Origin of the sequence: Halomonas koreensis, assembly GCF_031451675.1 — a bacterium.
Lineage (GTDB): Bacteria > Pseudomonadota > Gammaproteobacteria > Pseudomonadales > Halomonadaceae > Halomonas > Halomonas koreensis.
The window spans coordinates 180,948-198,874 of sequence record NZ_JARWAK010000007.1; the positions used below are offsets into that span (position 1 = coordinate 180,948).

At 70.1% G+C, this 17,927-nt stretch carries 15 protein-coding genes; 2 read left to right on the forward strand and 13 right to left on the reverse strand.

Annotated elements, in window-relative coordinates:
- Positions 1–41: 41 nt before the first annotated feature.
- The 8 genes from arsJ to QC818_RS10065 form a co-directional block, all read right to left on the reverse strand.
- Positions 42–1,271, reverse strand: coding sequence for an organoarsenical effux MFS transporter ArsJ (arsJ, locus tag QC818_RS10030; protein WP_309652715.1), 1,230 nt, complete (start codon positions 1,269–1,271; stop codon positions 42–44).
- The gene (locus QC818_RS10035) at positions 1,264–2,292 is read right to left on the reverse strand and encodes an ArsJ-associated glyceraldehyde-3-phosphate dehydrogenase (protein ID WP_309652716.1); all 1,029 of its coding nucleotides are present in this window, start codon (positions 2,290–2,292) and stop codon (positions 1,264–1,266) included. Before QC818_RS10035 ends, arsJ begins: the two co-directional genes overlap by 8 nt.
- Positions 2,293–2,334: 42 nt before the next feature.
- A complete protein-coding gene (locus QC818_RS10040) occupies positions 2,335–2,742 on the reverse strand; it encodes an arsenate reductase ArsC (RefSeq protein ID WP_309652717.1) in 408 nt (135 codons plus the stop codon).
- A 130-nt stretch (positions 2,743–2,872) separates the two neighbouring features.
- The gene (pstB, locus tag QC818_RS10045; RefSeq protein WP_374710077.1) at positions 2,873–3,697 is read right to left on the reverse strand and encodes a phosphate ABC transporter ATP-binding protein PstB; all 825 of its coding nucleotides are present in this window, start codon (positions 3,695–3,697) and stop codon (positions 2,873–2,875) included.
- 66 nt (positions 3,698–3,763) lie between these two features.
- On the reverse strand, positions 3,764–4,930 hold the full coding sequence (gene pstA, locus QC818_RS10050; RefSeq protein ID WP_309652718.1) for a phosphate ABC transporter permease PstA: 1,167 nt from the start codon (positions 4,928–4,930) through the stop codon (positions 3,764–3,766).
- Positions 4,931–4,948: 18 nt separating this feature from the next.
- On the reverse strand, positions 4,949–6,205 hold the full coding sequence (pstC, locus tag QC818_RS10055; protein ID WP_309652719.1) for a phosphate ABC transporter permease subunit PstC: 1,257 nt from the start codon (positions 6,203–6,205) through the stop codon (positions 4,949–4,951).
- Between the two features lie 114 nt (positions 6,206–6,319).
- A complete protein-coding gene (locus QC818_RS10060) occupies positions 6,320–7,333 on the reverse strand; it encodes a PstS family phosphate ABC transporter substrate-binding protein (RefSeq protein ID WP_309652720.1) in 1,014 nt (337 codons plus the stop codon).
- A 107-nt stretch (positions 7,334–7,440) separates the two neighbouring features.
- Entirely contained in the window at positions 7,441–8,646 is a 1,206-nt protein-coding gene (locus QC818_RS10065; RefSeq protein ID WP_309652721.1) for a multidrug effflux MFS transporter, read from the reverse strand.
- A 132-nt stretch (positions 8,647–8,778) separates the two neighbouring features.
- Between QC818_RS10065 and tal the strand changes: the two genes are divergently transcribed.
- Positions 8,779–9,717: a transaldolase gene (gene tal, locus QC818_RS10070; protein ID WP_309652722.1), complete on the forward strand. Its 939-nt coding sequence runs from the start codon at positions 8,779–8,781 to the stop codon at positions 9,715–9,717.
- Between the two features lie 48 nt (positions 9,718–9,765).
- Here the strand turns inward: tal and QC818_RS10075 are convergent, their stop codons facing one another.
- From QC818_RS10075 to hrpA, 5 genes are read right to left on the reverse strand one after another with little or no spacing between them, the layout of a single operon-like run.
- On the reverse strand, positions 9,766–10,278 hold the full coding sequence (locus QC818_RS10075) for an STAS domain-containing protein (protein ID WP_309652723.1): 513 nt from the start codon (positions 10,276–10,278) through the stop codon (positions 9,766–9,768).
- Positions 10,265–11,461 carry a PP2C family protein-serine/threonine phosphatase gene (locus QC818_RS10080; RefSeq protein ID WP_309652724.1) on the reverse strand — a complete coding sequence of 399 codons (1,197 nt, stop codon included), beginning with the start codon at positions 11,459–11,461 and terminating at the stop codon, positions 10,265–10,267. Before QC818_RS10080 ends, QC818_RS10075 begins: the two co-directional genes overlap by 14 nt.
- 12 nt (positions 11,462–11,473) lie before the next feature.
- On the reverse strand, positions 11,474–12,247 hold the full coding sequence (locus QC818_RS10085) for an MlaA family lipoprotein (protein ID WP_309652725.1): 774 nt from the start codon (positions 12,245–12,247) through the stop codon (positions 11,474–11,476).
- A 45-nt stretch (positions 12,248–12,292) separates the two neighbouring features.
- A complete protein-coding gene (locus QC818_RS10090) occupies positions 12,293–13,402 on the reverse strand; it encodes a beta-ketoacyl-ACP synthase III (protein WP_309652726.1) in 1,110 nt (369 codons plus the stop codon).
- A 41-nt stretch (positions 13,403–13,443) separates the two neighbouring features.
- The gene (gene hrpA, locus QC818_RS10095) at positions 13,444–17,460 is read right to left on the reverse strand and encodes an ATP-dependent RNA helicase HrpA (RefSeq protein ID WP_309652727.1); all 4,017 of its coding nucleotides are present in this window, start codon (positions 17,458–17,460) and stop codon (positions 13,444–13,446) included.
- A 105-nt stretch (positions 17,461–17,565) separates the two neighbouring features.
- Here hrpA and QC818_RS10100 point away from each other — a divergent pair.
- On the forward strand, positions 17,566–17,927 hold a 362-nt coding region (locus tag QC818_RS10100; RefSeq protein ID WP_309652728.1), incomplete at its 3' end, for a hypothetical protein.

Below are 17,927 nucleotides of genomic sequence, written 5' to 3' on the forward strand. Positions count from 1 at the left end.
CGTCGGGCCGCCATTGTCGCCCGCCCTCGGGTCCGCCGGCATCAGGTCGCCTCCCGGGGCAGCGCCAGGGCCATCAGCGCGCTGGCCGCCACCAGCGCCGCGGAGATCCACAGGCAGGCGGCGAGCCCGTATAGCTGGTAGACCCCGCCCGAGAGCAGCGTGCCCGCGAGCCGGCCCATGGCATTGGCCATGTAGTAGAAGCCCACGTCCAGGGAGACCCCGTCGGCACGGGCGAAGCGCACGATCAGGTAGCTGTGCCAGCTGGAGTTGACCGCGAAGAGCACGCCGAAGGCCAGCAGGCCGATGACCAGCCACGCCACCTCGGCCAGCGGCAGCAGCGCGAGCAGCGCCGGCAAACCGGCCAGCAGCGCCGCCAGCCCCGCGGTGACGCCCCGGGGGCCGGCGCCGAGGCGTGCGGTCAACCGAGGCGCCTGGGTCTGGACGCCGCCGTAGCCGATCACCCACAGGGCCAGCAGCCCCCCCACCGTCCAGTGGCTCCAGCCGTGCTGGTCATACAGGAACACCGGCAGGGCCACCACGAACCACACGTCCCGGGCGGCGAACAGGCACAGCCGCGCCGCCGCCAGCACGTTGATCGCCTTTGAGGAGGAAAACGCCTCGGTGAAGGCCGGCTTGCGCTTCTGACGCCCCAGGTCGGCCCGGAGCCGCATCAGCGACAGCCCGAGCACCGCCGCCAGCATCAGCGCCATGGCGATCACCGCGCCCCGGAAGCCGATCAGCGTCAGCAGCAGGCCGCCCAGGAAGAAGCCGGCGCCCTTGAGGGCATTCTTGGAGCCGGTCAACAGCGCCACCCAGCGATACAGGGCGCCGCCGGCGCTCGGGCCGTCCTTGGGCACCAGCACCTTGACCGCGCTCTTGGCGCTCATCTTGTTGAGGTCCTTGGCGATGCCCGACAGCGCCTGGGCGGCCATCACCCAGGGCACGGACAAGGCCGCGGCGGGGACCATCAACATGCTCAGGGCGACGATCTGCAGGCCCAGGCCGATGTTCATGGTGCGGTTGAGCCCCAGGCGCGCGCCCAGCCAGCCCCCCACCAGGTTGGTGATCACGCCGAAGGCCTCGTAGAAGAGGAACAGCATGGCCACCTCCAGCGGCGAGTAGCCCAGCCGGTGGAAGTGCAGCACCACCAGCATGCGCAGGGCGCCGTCGGTGAGGGTGAAGGCCCAGTAGTTGCCGGTGACCAGCAGGTACTGGCGCACCTCGAAGGGCAGGGCCCGCAGGCGACCGGCGAGCGCGCTTGCGTCAGCCACGGGCCACCTTCAGCGCCAGCTCCACGGTGCGATTGGCGTAGCCCCACTCGTTGTCATACCAGGCATAGAGCTTCAGCTGGGTGCCGTTCACCACCATGGTCGAGGGCGCGTCGACGATGGCGCTGCGCGGGTCGGTGCGGTAGTCGATGGACACCAGCGGGCGCTCCTCATAGCCGAGGATGCCGGCAAGCGGGCCCTCGGCGGCGGCCTTCAGGGCGGCATTGACCTCCTCCGCGGTCGCCTCGCGCTCGAGCTCGAAGACCATGTCGGTGAGCGAGGCATTGGCCAGGGGCACGCGCACGGCGTGGCCGTTCAGCTTGCCCTCGAGTTCCGGGAAGATGGCGGTGATCGCCCTGGCCGAGCCGGTGGTGGTGGGGATCAGGCTCATGCCGCAGGCCCGTGAGCGGCGCAGGTCGGGCTTGCCTGGAGAACTGGGGGCATCGAGGATGACCTGGGTGTTGGTGATGTCATGCACCGTGGTCATCGAGCCGTGGCGGATGCCGAAGGTCTCGAGGATCACCTTGACCACCGGCGCCAGGCAGTTGGTGGTGCAGCTGGCGGCGGTGACGATCCGATGGACGGCGGGGTCGTAGCGATCGTCGTTGACGCCCATCACCACGTTGAGCACGCCCGCTTCCTTGACCGGCGCCGAGACCACCACCCGCTCGACGCCCTGATCCAGGTAGGCCTGCAGCGTCTGCCTGGTCTTCATCTTGCCGGAGCATTCGATGGCCAGGTCGCAGGCCGACCAGTCGCAGGCGGCCGGCTCGGCATGGGCGCCGAAGGGGATGCGCCGGCCGTCGATGATCAGGGCATCGGCCTCGGCGCGGATGCCGCGGCCCGGCTCCCAGCGCCCGTGGACCGAGTCGAACTCCAGCAGGTGGGCGAAGGTGGCCGCGTCGCCGCCCGGGTCGTTGATGCCGCCGATCTCGACCTCGCCGGCCTCCACATGGGGCCAGAGGCTGCGTAGCACGAGACGGCCGATGCGGCCGAAGCCATTGATGCCGATGCGTAGGGTCATGGGGGCCTCTTCGTGGTTGCGTGGATGGACGACCCGACCGGTTCAGCGCTGGGCATCCAGCCACAGCAGCAGGCGCCGTCGGATCTCTTGAAGCGCCTGCTCGTAGGCGTTCTCGCGCCCGACCAGGCGCGGGTCGCGGATATCCCAGTAAAGATGCTCGTCGCTGCTGCCCTGCCAGTCGCGACAGGCCTGCCGCGCCTTGTCGCACAGCACGATCACCGCGTCGAAGTGCTCACCGGCGACGTCGTCCAGCGACTGGCTAGCCAGACCTTCCGTCGGTACCCCCGGCTTGCTCAAGGCCGCCAGGGCGAGCGCCTGGGGCCTGTCGGGCTCGGTGCCGGCGCTGAAGGCCGCGAACCGCTCGCCGGCCAGGTGCCTCAGCAGCGCCTCGCCCATCAGCGAGCGGGCCGAATTGGCATTGCACAGGAAGAGGACGCGTCGCCTGGCCATGTCGCCGGCTCCCGAGTATATATGGTATTTCATATATACTCGAGACAGATGACGGCCCGGTGACGGGGCTGCAAACGCGAACGGGGAGGCGATCGCTCGCCTCCCCGTTCCACGGGACCGCCGACGGTCCTTAGCCGTAACGCCCGGTGATGTAGTCCTCGGCCTTCTTGGTGGCCGGGTTGGAGAACATCGTCTGGGTGTCGTTGTACTCGACCAGTTCGCCCAGGTGGAAGAAGGCCGTGTAGTCGGCCACCCGTGCCGCCTGCTGCATGTTGTGGGTCACGGTGATGATGGTGAACTGCTGCTTGAGCTTGTCCATCAGGTCCTCGATGGTCGCCGTGGAGATCGGGTCCAGGGCCGAGGTCGGCTCGTCCATCAGGATGACGTCGGGCTGCACGGCGATGGCCCGGGCGATGCACAGGCGCTGCTGCTGGCCGCCAGACAGCGAGGTGCCGGGCTGGTGCAGCTTGTCCTTGACCTCCTCCCAGAGGCCGGCGTCACGCAGGGCGCGCTCCACCAGCTCGTCGGCGTCGGCCTTGCGGCTGACCAGGTCGTGCATGCGCGGGGCATAGGCCACGTTGTCGTAGATGGACTTGGGGAAGGGGTTGGGCTTCTGGAAGACCATCCCCACCCGGCGGCGCAGCGCCACCTCGTCCATCCTGGCCTCGTTGACGTCGCGGCCGTCCATCTCCACCAGGCCCTCGAGGCGCACGCCGGGGATCAGGTCGTTCATGCGGTTCAGGCAGCGCAGGAAGGTCGACTTGCCGCAGCCCGAGGGGCCGATCAGCGCGGTGACGTTCTTCTGGTAGACATCGATGTCGATGCCCTTGAGGGCCTGGGTGTCTCCGTACCAGAGATTGAGGTCGCGGACCCGGATCGAGAGTTCGTGGTGGGCGTCCTCGTTGCGGGTCACCGGGGCGCCGGCCGCCGGGGCGCCGGCACTGTGTCCAGTCATGGCAGGGATGCTCCGCTCGGCAACGTGAATATTCATCATGGCAGTTCCTGTGTCGGGCCGCCGGGCTTACCAGCGACGTTCGAATTTCTTGCGCAGCACCACCGCGGTGGCATTGAGGGTGATCAGCACGGCCAGCAGCACCAGGATGCCGCCGGAGGTCTTCTCGATGAAGGCCCGGTCCGGCTCGCCCGCCCAGGTGAAGATCTGCGCCGGGAGCACGGTGGCGGCCTCGGTGAGGGAGGCGGTGACGTCGGGGATGAAGGCCACCATGCCGACGATGATCAGCGGCGCGGTCTCGCCCATGGCCTGGGCCAGGCCGATGATCGAGCCGGTCATGATCCCCGGCAGGGCCAGCGGCAGGACGTGGTCGCGGACCACCTGCCAGCGCGAGCAGCCCACCCCGAAGGCGGCGTGGCGGATGGAGTCCGGCACGCTGCGCAGCGCCGTGCGGGTGGCGATGATGATCACCGGCAGGGTCATCAGCGCCAGCGTCAGGCCGCCGACCACCGGCGAGGAGCGCGGCACGCCGAAGAAGTTGATGAAGATCGCCAGCCCCAGCAGGCCGAACAGGATCGAGGGAATCGCCGCCAGGTTGTTGATGTTGATCTCGATCAGCTGGGTGAAGCGGTTGTCGGGGGCGAACTCCTCGAGATATACCGCCGTCATCACGCCGATCGGGAAGGACACGGCGAGGGTCACCAGCAGGGTCATCATCGTGCCCATGGCCGCCGAGGCGATACCGGCGAGCTCGGGCATCTTGGAGTCGCCACTGGTGAAGAAGGTGGTGTTGAAGCGCAGCTCGGCGCGTCCCTGCTCCGCCAGGCGATCGACCACCGCCTGCTCGGCGCCGCTCAGCTTGCTGTGATGGCCCTTGAGGTACTGGTCGACCTGGCCGTCGGCGAGCACCCACTCCAGGCGGCTGGTGCCGAGCAGCTCGGGGCTGTCCTCCATGCGCCCGGGGATCAGGCGCAGGTAGCCGCGGCTGACCAGCGGCCGCACGTCCTCGTTCACCGCCGCCAGGGGCAGCTCGGCGGCGCGTTCGTTGTAGTCGACCTCGACCTGGATCTGGGCCTGCTGGAAGGCCGGCAGGCCCTTGACCAGCATGTCGGCGAAGAACAGCACCAGGAAGAGGCCGGCCAGGCCCAGGGCCCCCATGGAGATCCACTTCAGGCGGGCGGACTTGCGATGACGACCCCGGAGCTGGGCGCTGATCTCGTCGAAGGATTGGCTCATGGTGTTGGCTCCAAGGCGTTAGAGGTTGTTGATCCGGTACTTTTCCCGGAAGCGGCGAATCATGATCACCGAGACCAGGTTCAGCGACAGGGTCACCACGAACAGCACCAGGCCCAGGGCGAAGGCCGAGAGCGTCTCGGCGCTGGCGAACTCCTGGTCGCCGGTCAGGGCGGCGACGATGCGCACCGTGACGGTGGTCATGTCCTCCAGCGGATTGGCGGTCAGGTTGGGGCGCATGCCGGCCGCCATGACCACGATCATGGTCTCGCCCAGCGCCCGGGAAACCGCCAGCAGCGAGGCCGAGATGATGCCCGGCAGCGCCGCCGGCACCACCACGTCGCGGATGGTCTCGGCCTTGGTCATCCCCAGCGCCAGCGAGCCCTGGCGCATGCTGTCGGGGACCGAGTTGATGACGTCGTCGGACAGCGAGGAGATGAAGGGGATGATCATGATGCCCATGACCACGCCGGGAGCCAGGGCGTTGTTGAAGGAGGCGTCCAGGCCGAAGACACCGGCCACGTCGACGATGATCGGCGCCACGGTGATGGCGGCGAAGAAGCCGTAGACCACGGTGGGAATCCCGGCCAGGACCTCGAGCACCGGCTTGGCCAGGGTGCGCACCCGGCGGGGCGCGAACTCGGCCATGTAGATCGCCGCCAGCAGGCCGATGGGGATGGCCACCAGCATGGCGATCGCGGTGATCATGAAGGTGCCGGCGAACAGCGGCACCGAGCCGAACTGGGCGGCGCTGGCGCCTTCCTCGGCGCGCCCGGCGGCCTCGAGGAAGCTGGCGCCCGGGTTCCAGGTGGTGCCGGTGATGAAGTCCCAGAAGCTCTGCATCTGGAAGAAGCGCAGCGCCTCGCCGACGATCGACAGCAGGATGCCGAAGGTGGTGAAGATCGAGATCAGGGCGGCGCCGGCCAGGATGAAGCGGATGACCCGCTCGATGGCCTTGCGCGCATGGAAGTCGGGACGCACCAGGCGCATGCCGGTGACGAGCCCCGCGCAGGCCACCACCAGGCTGGCGGCCAGCAGGTAGAGCGGCGGAATCTCGGCGCCCAGCAGCAGCATCAAGAAGGCGCCCACCGCCCCCACCAGGACGGCCGGACCGGCGGTGGACAGCACGCTGAACCAGCCGTACTGGTCGGGCTGGGCGTACATGGCCGTGCCGGCGGCGCGCACCTTGGCGGCCTTGGCCCGGCCCAGGAAGAAGGCTATCAGACCCAGCACCAGCAGGGTGCCGCAGAACAGGGCGAGAAATTGGTTGGTCTGCATAGGTGTCTCTCGAAGGAATGGATCCGCAGGGGCGTCCTGTCGGCCTCCCTGCCGGAACGCGCGCCGGCCGGCAACCTCGGTTGCCGGCCGGTGGGGACGGACTGCGTGCCCCGCTTACTTCAGGTCGGCCAGCTCGAGCGGCTCGTGGCTCTCCACGGCGCTGCGGGCCTCGGCACGCATGTCCTCGGGAGCCGGGATCAGGCCGATGCCCTTGAGGTAGCCCAGGTCACCGATCATCTGCTCGCTCATGAACATCTCGGCATAGTCATACATGGCCGGCACGTCGTCGGCGTGCTGGTTCTTAACGTAGAAGAACAGCGAGCGGGACACCGGATATTCGCCGCTGCCGATGGCGTCCGGGGTCGGCTCGACGCCGTCGATGCTGGAGCCGATCAGGGTGTCGGCGTTTTCCTCGAGGAAGGAGTAGCCGAAGATGCCGAAGGCGTCGGTGTTCTCGGCCAGGCGCTGGACGATCAGGTTGTCGTTCTCGCCGGCGTCGATGAAGGCGCCATCGGTGCGGATGTCGGTGTAGCCCTCGCCGCCGTAGGCTGCCATGTCCTCGGAGGCGGCTTCCATCACCAGCTCCTCGAAGGCGTCACGGGTGCCGGAGGTGGTGGGCGGACCGTAGACGGCGATCTCGCGATCCGGCAGGGAAGCGTCGATGTCGCTCCACTGGGTGTGGGGGTTGTCGACCAGCTCGCCATCCACCGGCACCTGGGCGGCCAGGGCCAGGAAGATCTGCTCGCGGGTCACGTCCATGGCCTGGTTGGCGTTGGACTGGGCGAAGGCGATGCCGTCGTAGCCGATGAAGGCCTCGGTGATGTCGGTGACGCCGTTCTCCTCGCAACGCTCGAACTCGGAGGGCTTCATGCGGCGCGAGGCGTTGGTGATGTCCGGGGTGTCGTCACCGACGCCGTTGCAGAACAGGCGCAGGCCGCCACCGGAGCCGGTGGACTCGATGACCGGGGTCGGGTAATCGGTGGTGGCGCCGAACTCCTCGGCCACGTAGCTGGCAAACGGATAGACGGTGCTGGAACCCACGATGCGAACCTGGTCGCGGGCCTGGGCGACACCGGCCACGCCCATGACGGCGGCAGCGATGACAGTGGTCTTGAGGATGCGGTTCATGGAGAGAGCTCCTGTTCAGGGAAGTGATCATCCTTCGCGAGACACAAGATGCCCCATGAAAATGACAGCTTCATGACAGGGGGCGCCTCTCCCCGAACCGGCCCCGACTAGCCCGGCGTCGAGGCGGCCCCCTCGCGCCCGGCCCGCCCCACCAGGCCGCGCAGGGCCAGGTTGCCGGCCAGCGAGACGCTCAGCATGGTCAGCACCATGGGCCAGGCGCTGTCGATCTCGAAGGCGCTGACCACCACACCGGCCAGCGCCCCGCAGCTGAACTGGACGCAGCCCAGCAGCGCCGTGGCGGTGGCGCTCATATGGCTGAAGTGCTCGAGCAGCGAGGCGATGGCATTGGGGGTGATCAGCCCCACCATGCCCATGAACAGCATGATCAGCGGCACCACCGTGACCAGCGAGTCCCGCCCAGTGGCCACCAGGGCCACCAGGCACAGGGCCACGCCGAACTGCACGCCGAGCCCCAGGCGCATGTTCTGCTGGGGCGTGCGCCGGCGCAGCAGGCGGATGTTGACCCGGTTGGAGAGCGCCATGACCACCACGTTGGCGCCGAACAGCAGCGGATAGATCGCCGGCGAGACCCCGTAATGGGTCATGTACAGGAAGGGCGAGGCGGTGATGAAGGCGAACATGCCCGAGAAGGTCGCCGCCACCGAGAAGACATAGCCCATGCCCTCCCGGTGGCGCAGCACGCTGGCGTAGTTGCGCAGCACCTGGCGCGGCGATGCCACCGGCGCGTCGGCGGCCCGGGTCTCCGGCAGCCGGGTGCCCATCAACCACAGCAGGAAGGCCGCATAGGCGGCCAGGAAGACGAAGATCAGCCACCAGTCGGCGAGGTACAGCAGGCCGCTGCCCACCGCCGGCGCCACCAGCGGCGCCAACATCAGGATCATGGCCATGGTCGACATCACCTTGGCCGCCTCGCGCCCGCTGAAGCAGTCGCGGACGATGGCCGCCGAGTTGACCACGCAGGCCCCGCCGCCGAGCGCCTGGACGAAGCGCCAGGCCAGCAGCTCCGACAGCGCGTCCACGCGCAGGATCATCAGGCTGGCGAGCAGGAAGATCACCAGCCCCGTGAGCAGCACCGGCCGCCGGCCCAGCCGATCGGACAGCGGCCCGCCGCACAGCTGGCCCAGGGCGAAGCCCAGCAGGAAGAGGCTGATCGACAGCTCGGTATGATGGATGCTGGCGCCCACCGAGGCCGCCAGGGCCGGCATCGCCGGCAGGTAGGCATCGATGGCGAAGGGCGCCAGGGCGGTGTTGGCGGCGACCAGGAAGGCCACGCGGCGTGCGTCGAGAGTCAAGCTGCCTCCGAAAGGATGTCCAGTAGGACGCTAATGGTAACGCAAGCGGGCGATCGCTGCCGGGTCGCGACTATGTTCGCCCCGTCCGGCTTGCTAGAGTGGAGGTCGGATTCGACGGAGGACTCCCGACCCATGGCAGACGACCTGCTGACGCAACTCAAAGGCATGACCACCGTGGTGGCGGACACCGGCGACATCGAGGCGATCCGTCGCTTCCAGCCGACCGATGCCACCACCAACCCCTCGCTGATCCTGCAGGCCGCCCAGCTGGACGGCCGCCGTGAGCGGTTGGCCGAGATCGCCCGCCAGGCCACCGACCTCGACGACGCCCTGGATGCGGTGGCGGTGGAGATCGGCAGCGAGATCAGCGCCCTGGTGCCCGGCTACGTGTCCACCGAGGTCAGCGCCCGGCTGTCGTTCGACACCCAGGCCTCGCTGGACCGGGCGCGCTCGCTGATCGAGCGTTACCAGGCCCACGGCGTGGACCCGGGCCGCATCCTGATCAAGCTGGCCGCCACCTGGGAGGGCATCCAGGCCGCCCGGGTCCTGGAGCGCGAGGGGATCCACACCAATCTGACGCTGATGTTCAACCTCGACCAGGCCCGGGCCTGCGCCGACGCCGGCGTGACCCTGGTCTCGCCCTTCGTGGGCCGCATCCTCGACTGGCACCGGGCCCGGGAGCCCGAGGCCGACTTCGAGGGCGACAAGGACCCCGGCGTGCGATCGGTCAAGCGCATCTACGAGCACTTCAAGGGCCACGGCTACGAGACCATCGTGATGGGCGCGAGCTTCCGCAACAGCGGCGAGATCAAGGCGCTGGCCGGCTGCGACCGGCTGACCATCTCGCCGGCGCTGCTCGGCGAGCTGGCCGAGAGCGAGGGCACCCTGGAGCGCCGCCTGACGCCGCTGGGCGCCGAGACCCGGGCGCCGGAGCCGCAGTGCGAGGCCGACTTCCGCTGGGCGCTCAACGAGGACGCCATGGCCACCGAGAAGCTGGCCGAGGGGATCCGCAAGTTCATGGCCGATCAGCGCAAGCTGGAGACCCTGCTGGGCGAGCTCCGCCAGGGGTGAGGCGCGGGGGGAGGCCGCCCGCGGCGCCCTCCCCCGCCGCGGCCCGGCTCAGCGTCGCTGGGCGTCGTCGGCCTCCTGGGCCTCGAGCATCTCGACCAGCGGCTGGAACTGCTCACGGTTGTGCTCATTCATGTGCATCAGGATGCGATGCGCCTCGAGGATGCGATGGCGCAGGCCCGCCTCGTCGGCGGGCACCTCCGGCAGGTCGCGCAGCTCGTGGGGTTCGGTGAGCGGGGACTCCACCAGGGTGAAGTAGTGGGCGAAGCCCATGACGTCGAGCATGCGCCGCACGTCGGGATTGTCCACCACGATGGTCGGCGGCTGCCGCAGGCGCCCCTTCAGGGCCATGGCCACCTTGGCCAGGAAGCCCAGCGCCGTGGAGTCGACGTTGGTGGCCTCGCGTAGGTCCACCATCACCGCCTCCAGGCCCGGGGTCTCGGCCAGCCGCTGCGCCTGGGTGTCGAGGGTGGCGCAGAGCGTGAGCCGCACGTCGCCGCACAGCTTGAGGACGAAGACCCCGGAGTCGAACGCCGCCTTGATGCGGCCCTCATGCATCATCATTGCCAAATCCGCTCAACATCATGATCGTCAGGTCGTCGGGCAGCTCGTCGTGGCCAGGGCCATTCTCGGCGATCTCTCGATCATCGTCGGAAATCTTGTCGCCCAGGGCAAGTCCGTCGCGCAGCGCCTCGACGGAATCGCTGGCCAGCACGCGCCGCTCCAGCTCGGCGAGCCGCGCCTCCAGGGTCTCGCCGGGCAGGCACTCCAGGATGCCGTCGGAGCACAGCCAGAGCCGGAAGGCGTCGGGCAGCGGACAGCCCAGCTGCGGAAACTCCACCCCGGGAAACAGCCCCACCGGCATGCCCTCGCCGCTCAGTGGCGCGACCCGGCCGTCGGCCACCAGCAGCGGCATGGGCAGCTGGGCACCGAGCGAATAGTGGAGATAGCGGTGCTCCCGGTCAATCACGCCCACGAAGAGGGTGGCGTGCTTGCCGATGCCGGTGTCCAGCAGCTCGCGGTTGAGCTCGCCCAGCCAGCGCGGGGCCAGGCGTTCCGGATGCTGGCCGTCCCACTCGTGCTGCCAGCGGTTGGAGAGGTACTTGAGCAGCACGGTGACGAAGGCCGAGGACGCCCCGTGCCCGGAGACATCGGCGAAGTAGAACAGCGTGTAGCGCTCGTCGAAGCGCTGGAAGTCGAGGAAGTCCCCGGACAGGTACAGCGACGGCGCCAGCCAGTAGTCGCAGTGCACCCCGCCCACCGTCTGGGGGCGCGGGGGCAGCAGCTTGCGCTGGATCTGGCCGCCGGCCTGCTGGTCCAGGCGCAGCATGGCCAGGTGCGTCTCGAGCCGCTCGTTGAGCTCGGACAGCCGCTCCCGGTCGTGCTCGCGCTCCCGGGCCAGGCGATTGAGGTCGATCACCCGACGGATCATGCGCCTCAGCAGGTGGCCATGGCGGCGCGGCTCGACCACGTAGTCGACCAGGCCGGCATCCACCGCCTGGAGCAGGTCGCTGTCCTGGCGATCGTCGCTGACCACCAGGGTCGGCAGGCGACGCGCCAGCCCGGCCCAGTCCTCGGGCGGCACCGCCCGGGCATGGGCGACCACCAGGGCGGCGTCGCGGGGCAGCTCGTCGGGACACGACACGGCCACCACCGCCAGGCCGTCCCGGGCGATGGTCTGGGCGAGGGCGTCGCGCTCGGGGCCGGGCACATCGATCAGGCCGACCAGCTCGTTGGCTCCAGGCATGCTGTCAGGGCCTCATTCGGCGAAGGCGTCATCGAAATCGGCGCCCTCGAGGTCGAAGTCGTCGCTGGCGAAGGGATCCTCGCCCAGCTCGCCGTCGTTGACCTCGAAGCGCCGCCGCTGCAGCCAGCTGTCGCGGATGAAACTGTAGCGATCGCCGCGGATCAGCTGCTCCTGGTCGAGCAGGCCGGCCCGGGTGTCGACGATCTCCAGGCCACGCAGCGAATAGCGGACGGTGTCGTCCTCCACGTGCGAGACCGGATCGGTGTACCAGTCCACGGGCAGCCCGGCGGTGTCGCGCACCGTGCTCGGGCCCAGCAGCGGCAGCACCAGATAGGGCCCCTCGCCCACCCCCCAGGTGGCGAGCGTCTGGCCGAAGTCCTCCTCGCGGCCGACCAGGTCCAGGCGCGTGGCCACGTCGAACAGGCCCAGCACGCCGACCGTGGAGTTGATCAGGAAGCGGCCGGAAGCGATGCCGGCATTGGCGCCCTTGCCCTGCAGCAGGCTGTTGAGGGCGTTGCTCACCTCGCCGAGGTTGGAGAAGAAGTTGCCGATGCCGGTCTCCACCGGGTCCGGGGTCACGAACCGGTAGCCCTGGGCCGCCGGCTTCACGGCATAGCGGTCCACGGTCTCGTTGAAGGCGAAGACCCCGCGGTTGAAGCCTTCCCAGGGGTCGTCGGGGTGGGAGCGCTCGCCGGTCCCGGTCGTCGCACAGCCCGTGAGCAGGCCGAGGGCACACAGCGCCGCCAGGCCGCGTCCGGCCTGGCGGGTCGGAATAAACGGAGTCATTGCTCGAGCGGTCTCCCTACGCATCATGTTCGTTGTCCATCGGGATCAGCCTCGCCTCACGACGACGCTGCCGGCACTGTAGCCCGCGCCGAAGGAACACACCACCCCGAGCGCGCCCGGCGCCAGGTCCGCGTGATGCAGGTGCAGGGCGATGATCGAGCCGGCGGAGCTGGTGTTGGCATAGCGATCCAGGATCACCGGTGCCTCGTCGGGCGCCGGCGCGCGGCCCAGCACCCGGCGGGCGATCAGGTCGTTCATGTGCCGGTTGGCCTGGTGCAGCCATAGCCGCGACAGGTCGTCGCCGCTCAGCGACAGCTCGGCGAGGTGCTCGCCGATCAGCGCCGCCACCATCGGGCAGACCTCCTTGAACACCCGGCGCCCCTCCTGGACGAACAGCTTGTCCGCGGCCAGGGGATCGCTGTCGGTGACCCGGTTGAGGAAGCCGGCGTTGTTGCGGATGGCGTTCGAGAAGCGGGTGACGAGCCGGGTGCCCAGCACCTCGAGGCCGCCGGCCCGGGCACCATCGGCGTCCTCCAGCACCAGCGCCGTGCAGGCATCGCCGAAGATGAAGTGGCTGTCGCGGTCGCGGAAGTTGAGGTGCGCCGAGCAGATCTCCGGGTTGACCACCAGGGCGCGGCGCGCCCCGCCGGCGCGGATGGCGTTGGCGGCGGCGTCGATGGCGAAGGTCGCCGAGCTGCAGGCGACGTTCATGTCGTAGGCGTGGCCGCCCGCGCCCAGCGCCGCCTGCAGCTCCACGGCCACCGCCGGGTAGGCGCGCTCCAGGTTGGAGCAGGCGACGATCACCAGGTCGATCTCCCCGGCCTCGACGCCGGCCGTCGTCAGGGCCTGCCGGGCGGCGGCCAGGCCCATCTCGCACTGGATCGAGGGCGCGTCGTTGTCGCGGGCCGGCAACCGGGGCCGCATGCGCTCGGGGTCGAGGATGCCCTCGGCGTCCAGCACGTAGCGACTGTGGATGCCCGAGGCCTTGACGATGAAGTCGCTGCTCGAGGGCTCGAGCGTCGCCGGCTCGCCGGCCGCCGCGCGCCGGGCGTTCTCGGCTTCCACCCAGGCATTGAAGCCGGCCACCAGGGCGGCATTGTCGATGGCGTGGGGCGGCGTGTAGAGCCCCGTGCCGGTGATCACCACGTCGGTCATGCTCGATGGTCTCCCTTTGGCCCGCCACGGCGGGCCTGTGTTCAGGCGCGCCCCGTCAGCTCCTGCCAGCGCTTCTCCAGGCGCTTGGCCGACACCGGCATCCGGGTGCCCAGCTGCTGGGCGAACAGCGAGACGCGCAGTTCCTCGATCCACCAGCCGAACTCGACCAGCGCCGGGTCCTCCACCTCGCCGCGCCGCTCGCTCTCGCGGCGGGCGGCCAGGCGCGCCTCGAAGTCCTGCAGGGTCTGCATGTGCATCTGATCGCGCATGCGCTCCCGGGGCGCCTTCTCCAGGCGGATCTGCGCCGCCTCCATGTAGCGCGGATACTCCGCCAGCCACTCGCCGGCCTCGCTGACGAAGCCGGGGTGCACCAGGCGCTGCATCTGGGCCTTGAGATCACTGTAAACCAGCGCCAGGGACAGGTTCAGGTTGCCCTTCAACGCCTTGGTCACCGCCAGGTGGCCCTCCAGGGCCTGCTTGAGGGTCGCGAGCAGCGCCTCGGCACGCGGCACCAGGTCCGCCCGGGTCGCCTCGAGCCGCGCCTCCAGGGCCTCCCGGGAGCGCGGCAGCGGCTCCACCGCCACCACCTGGCGGAAGGCGGCGGCGACCACGTCATCGGCCAGCTGGCGCTGGCTGCCCACCTTGGCGAACAGCAGCGCGCAGGGCTTGAGCCCGGCCAGGCGCTCGATGGCGCGCACCTGGTCGGGCAGCCGCGCCATGGCCGCGCGCACCACGCCGCGCCGGTGGGCCTCCCGAGCCTTGTCGGGATGGTCGAAGAGCTCCACCTTGAGCGCCTCGCCCTCGGGCACCACCGCCGGATAGGCCTCCACGCGAATGCCCGCCTGGGTGGTCACCCGGGACTCGGGCAGCGCCGCCTCGGGCAGGGTGTCGAGGCTCTCGGCCTCGCTAGCCTCGGCGGCGAGCGCCCGGGCGCCCTCCCCGGCGGCGGCCTCGAAGCGCCGCTCCAGGGCGCGGATGTCGCGACCCTGGCCCAGCTCACGGCCTTCGTGGTCGACCACCCGCAGGTTCATCACCAGGTGCGGCTCGAGCGCCTCGAGCCGCCAGTCGTCGGGCGTGAGCCGCACCCCGGTCTTGACCCGCAGGAACTCGCCCAGCGCCTCGGTGAGCGGGGTGTCGTCCGGGGTCATGGCCTGCAGGGCGGCGTCCACCCAGTCGGGGATCGGCACCACCTGGCGGCGAATCGACTTGGGCAGCGACTTGATCAGGCTGATGCACTTCTCGCGCAGCAGCCCCGGCACCAGCCATTCCAGCCGCCCCGCCGACAGCTGCGGCAGCATCGCCGCCGGCACCGTCAGGGTCACGCCGTCGTCGTCGGCGCCGGGGGCGAAGTGGTAGCTCAGCGGATAGCGCACGCCGTTGACGACCAGCTCGTCCGGGTAGTCGGCCTGGGTGACCTCCTCGGCTTCCCGGGCCAGCAGCGCGGCGCGGTCGAACTTGAGCACATCCGGGTCGTCGCGCTCGGCCTGCTTGCGCCAGGCCTCGAAGCCCTTGCCATTGACCACGTCCTCGGGAATGCGCGCGTCATAGAAGTCGAACAGCGCCTCCTCGTCGACCAGGATGTCGCGCTTGCGAGCCCGGTCCTCCAGGTCCTCGACCTCCTCCACCAGGGCCCGGTTGTGGGCGAAGAACTCGCCGCGGGTCCTGAACTCGCCCTCCACCAGCGCCCGGCGGATAAACAGCTCCCGGGCCTCCTGGGGGGCGATCGGGCCGTAGTGCACCTTGCGCCGACTGACGATCGCCAGGCCGAACAGCGTCACCTGCTCGAAGGCCACCACCTGGGCGCGCTTCATCTCCCAATGCGGCTCGCTGTAGCTGCGCTTGACCAAGTGGCCGGCCAGCGGCTCGATCCAGGCCGGATCGAGCCTGGCCACGGTGCGGGCGAACAGCTTCGAGGTCTCGACCAGCTCGAAGGCCATCACCCATTTCGGCGTCTTCTTGGCCAGCCCCGAGCCCGGATGGATCATGAACTTGCGGTTGCGCGCGCCCTGGTACTCGCGGTTCTCCAGGAAGTGGCCGAGGTGCGAGAGCAGCCCCGGCAGCAGCGCCTTGTGCAGCCGCACGGCGCTCTCGCGGCGAGCCTGCCTGGCGGCCTCGCCGTCGTCCCCGGCGGCGGGCCGCGGGGACGGGGGCGGCACCTCGATGTCCATGTCGCGCAGCAGCTGGCGCAGCTGGCGGAAGGTGTCGTGCCACTCGCGCAGGCGCAGGTAGTTCAGGTAATTGTCCTTGCACCAGCGCCGCAGCCGGTTGCCGGACAGCTCCTCCCGGGCGGCCTCGAAGCCGTGCCAGAGGTTGAGCAGGGCCACGAAGTCGGAGTCCGGGTCCTGCCAGCGGCGGTGGGCCTGGTCGGCGGCCTGGCGCTTCTCCGCCGGGCGGTCCCGCGGATCCTGGATGGCCAGCGCCGAGACCACGATCAGCACCTCGCGCAGCCCCCCCTGCTCGGCCCCGGCCAGCAGCATGCGGGCCAGGCGCGGGTCGATGGGCAGGCGCGCCAGCTTGCGGCCGAGCGGCGTGATGCGCTGGCCGGCGTCCACCGCGCCGAGCTCGAACAGCAGCCGGAAGCCGTCGGTGACGAAGCGCGAGTCGGGCGGGTCGACGAAGGGGAAGGCCTGGATGTCGCCGAGCTTCAGCGACAGCATCGACAGGATCACCGAGGCCAGGTTGGTGCGACGGATCTCGGGATCGGTGAATTCGGGCCGGCCGAGGTAGTCCTCCTCGTCGTAGAGGCGGATGCACAGGCCCTCGGCCACCCGGCCGCAGCGGCCCTTGCGCTGATCGGCGCTGGCCTGGCTGACCGGCTCCACCGGCAGGCGCTGGATCTTGGCGCGGTAGCTGTAGCGGCTGATGCGCACCAGACCGGGATCGATCACGTAGCGGATGCCGGGCACCGTCAGCGAGGTCTCGGCGACGTTGGTCGAGAGCACGATGCGCCGGCCGCGGTGCGGGGCGAAGACCCGGTTCTGCTCGGCGTTGGACAGCCGGGCGTAGAGCGGCAGGATCTCGGTGTCGCGCAGCTCGGCCCGGCGCAGGGTGTCGGCGGCCTCGCGGATCTCGCGCTCGCCGGGCAAAAACACCAGGATGTCCCGGGGGCCGTGGAACCAGCCCTTCTCGCGCTCGGCGGCCTGGATCTCCTCCACGGCATGCAGGATGCCGTCCTGCAGGGTGCGGTCCTCCTCGTCCTCGGCCTCCCGGGTCAGCGGGCGGTAGCGTACCTCCACCGGGTAGGTGCGCCCCGAGACCTCGACCACCGGCGCCGGTTTCGGCGTGCCGTCCTCTCCCGGCAGGGCGAAGTGCTCGGCGAAGCGCTCCACGTCGATGGTCGCCGAGGTGATGATCACCTTGAGGTCGGGGCGCCGGTCGAGCAGGCGCTTGAGGTAGCCGAGCAGGAAGTCGATGTTGAGGCTGCGTTCGTGGGCCTCGTCGATGATGATCGCCTCGTAGCGGCGCAGGTCCGGGTCGTGGCGGGTCTCGGCCAGCAGGATGCCGTCGGTCATCAGCTTGACCAGGGTGGCGTCATCGGTGTGGTCGGTGAAGCGCACCTGGTAGCCGACCTGCTCGCCCAGCGGCACCGCCATCTCCTCGGCCAGGCGGGTGGCCACCGAGCGGGCGGCCAGCCGCCGCGGCTGGGTATGGCCGATCAGTCCGCGCCGGCCGAGCCCCAGCTCCAGGCACAGCTTGGGCAGCTGGGTGGTCTTGCCCGAGCCGGTCTCGCCGGCCACCACCACCACCTGGTGATCGCGCAGGGCCTCGAGGATGTCCTCGCGGCGCTCGGCGACCGGCAGCTCCTCGGGATAGGTCAGGGTGACCGGGCGCGCCGCCCGGGCCTCGACCCGGGCGCGGGAGCGCTCGACCTCGCGGCGCACCTCGGCCAGCCCCCGATCCACCGGCTTGCCCTGGCGGCAGCGCCGGGCCAGGCCGTCGAGCCGCTTGCGCAGGCGGGGCGCGTCGCGCAGCAACGCGTCCTCGAGCTCGCCCCTGAGGGCATCCAGGGCGGCGGCATCGGCGGAAGGCGCGTCGGGGGCTGGGGTCAGGGTACTCACGGCGGACTCGAGGGCTCCGATGATCGATCAGGGAAACGGCGACGATCCGCACCGCGGCGGCGATGCGGATCGGCCATTGTAACGCCGGGAGCGAGCCGGCGGCCAATGGCCGCCCGTCACGCGCCTGCCGCTCGGTCAGGCGTCGCCCTGACGTGGCTTCTCATCGCGCAGCTGGCGGCGCAGCACCTTGCTGAACACGATGGCGTCTTGGGCAACCGATCCGCCCGGTCAGGCGTCGCCCTGCCGGGGCCCCTCATCGCGCCGCCGGCGACGCAGCACCTTGCTGAACACGATGGCGTCTTGGGCAACCGATCCGCCCGGTCAGGCGTCGCCCTGCCGGGGATCCTCATCGCGCAGCTGGCGGCGCAGCACCTTGCTGAACACGATGGCGTCTTGGGCAACCGATCCGCCCGGTCAGGCGTCGCCCTGCCGGGGATCCTCATCGCGCAGCTGGCGGCGCAGCACCT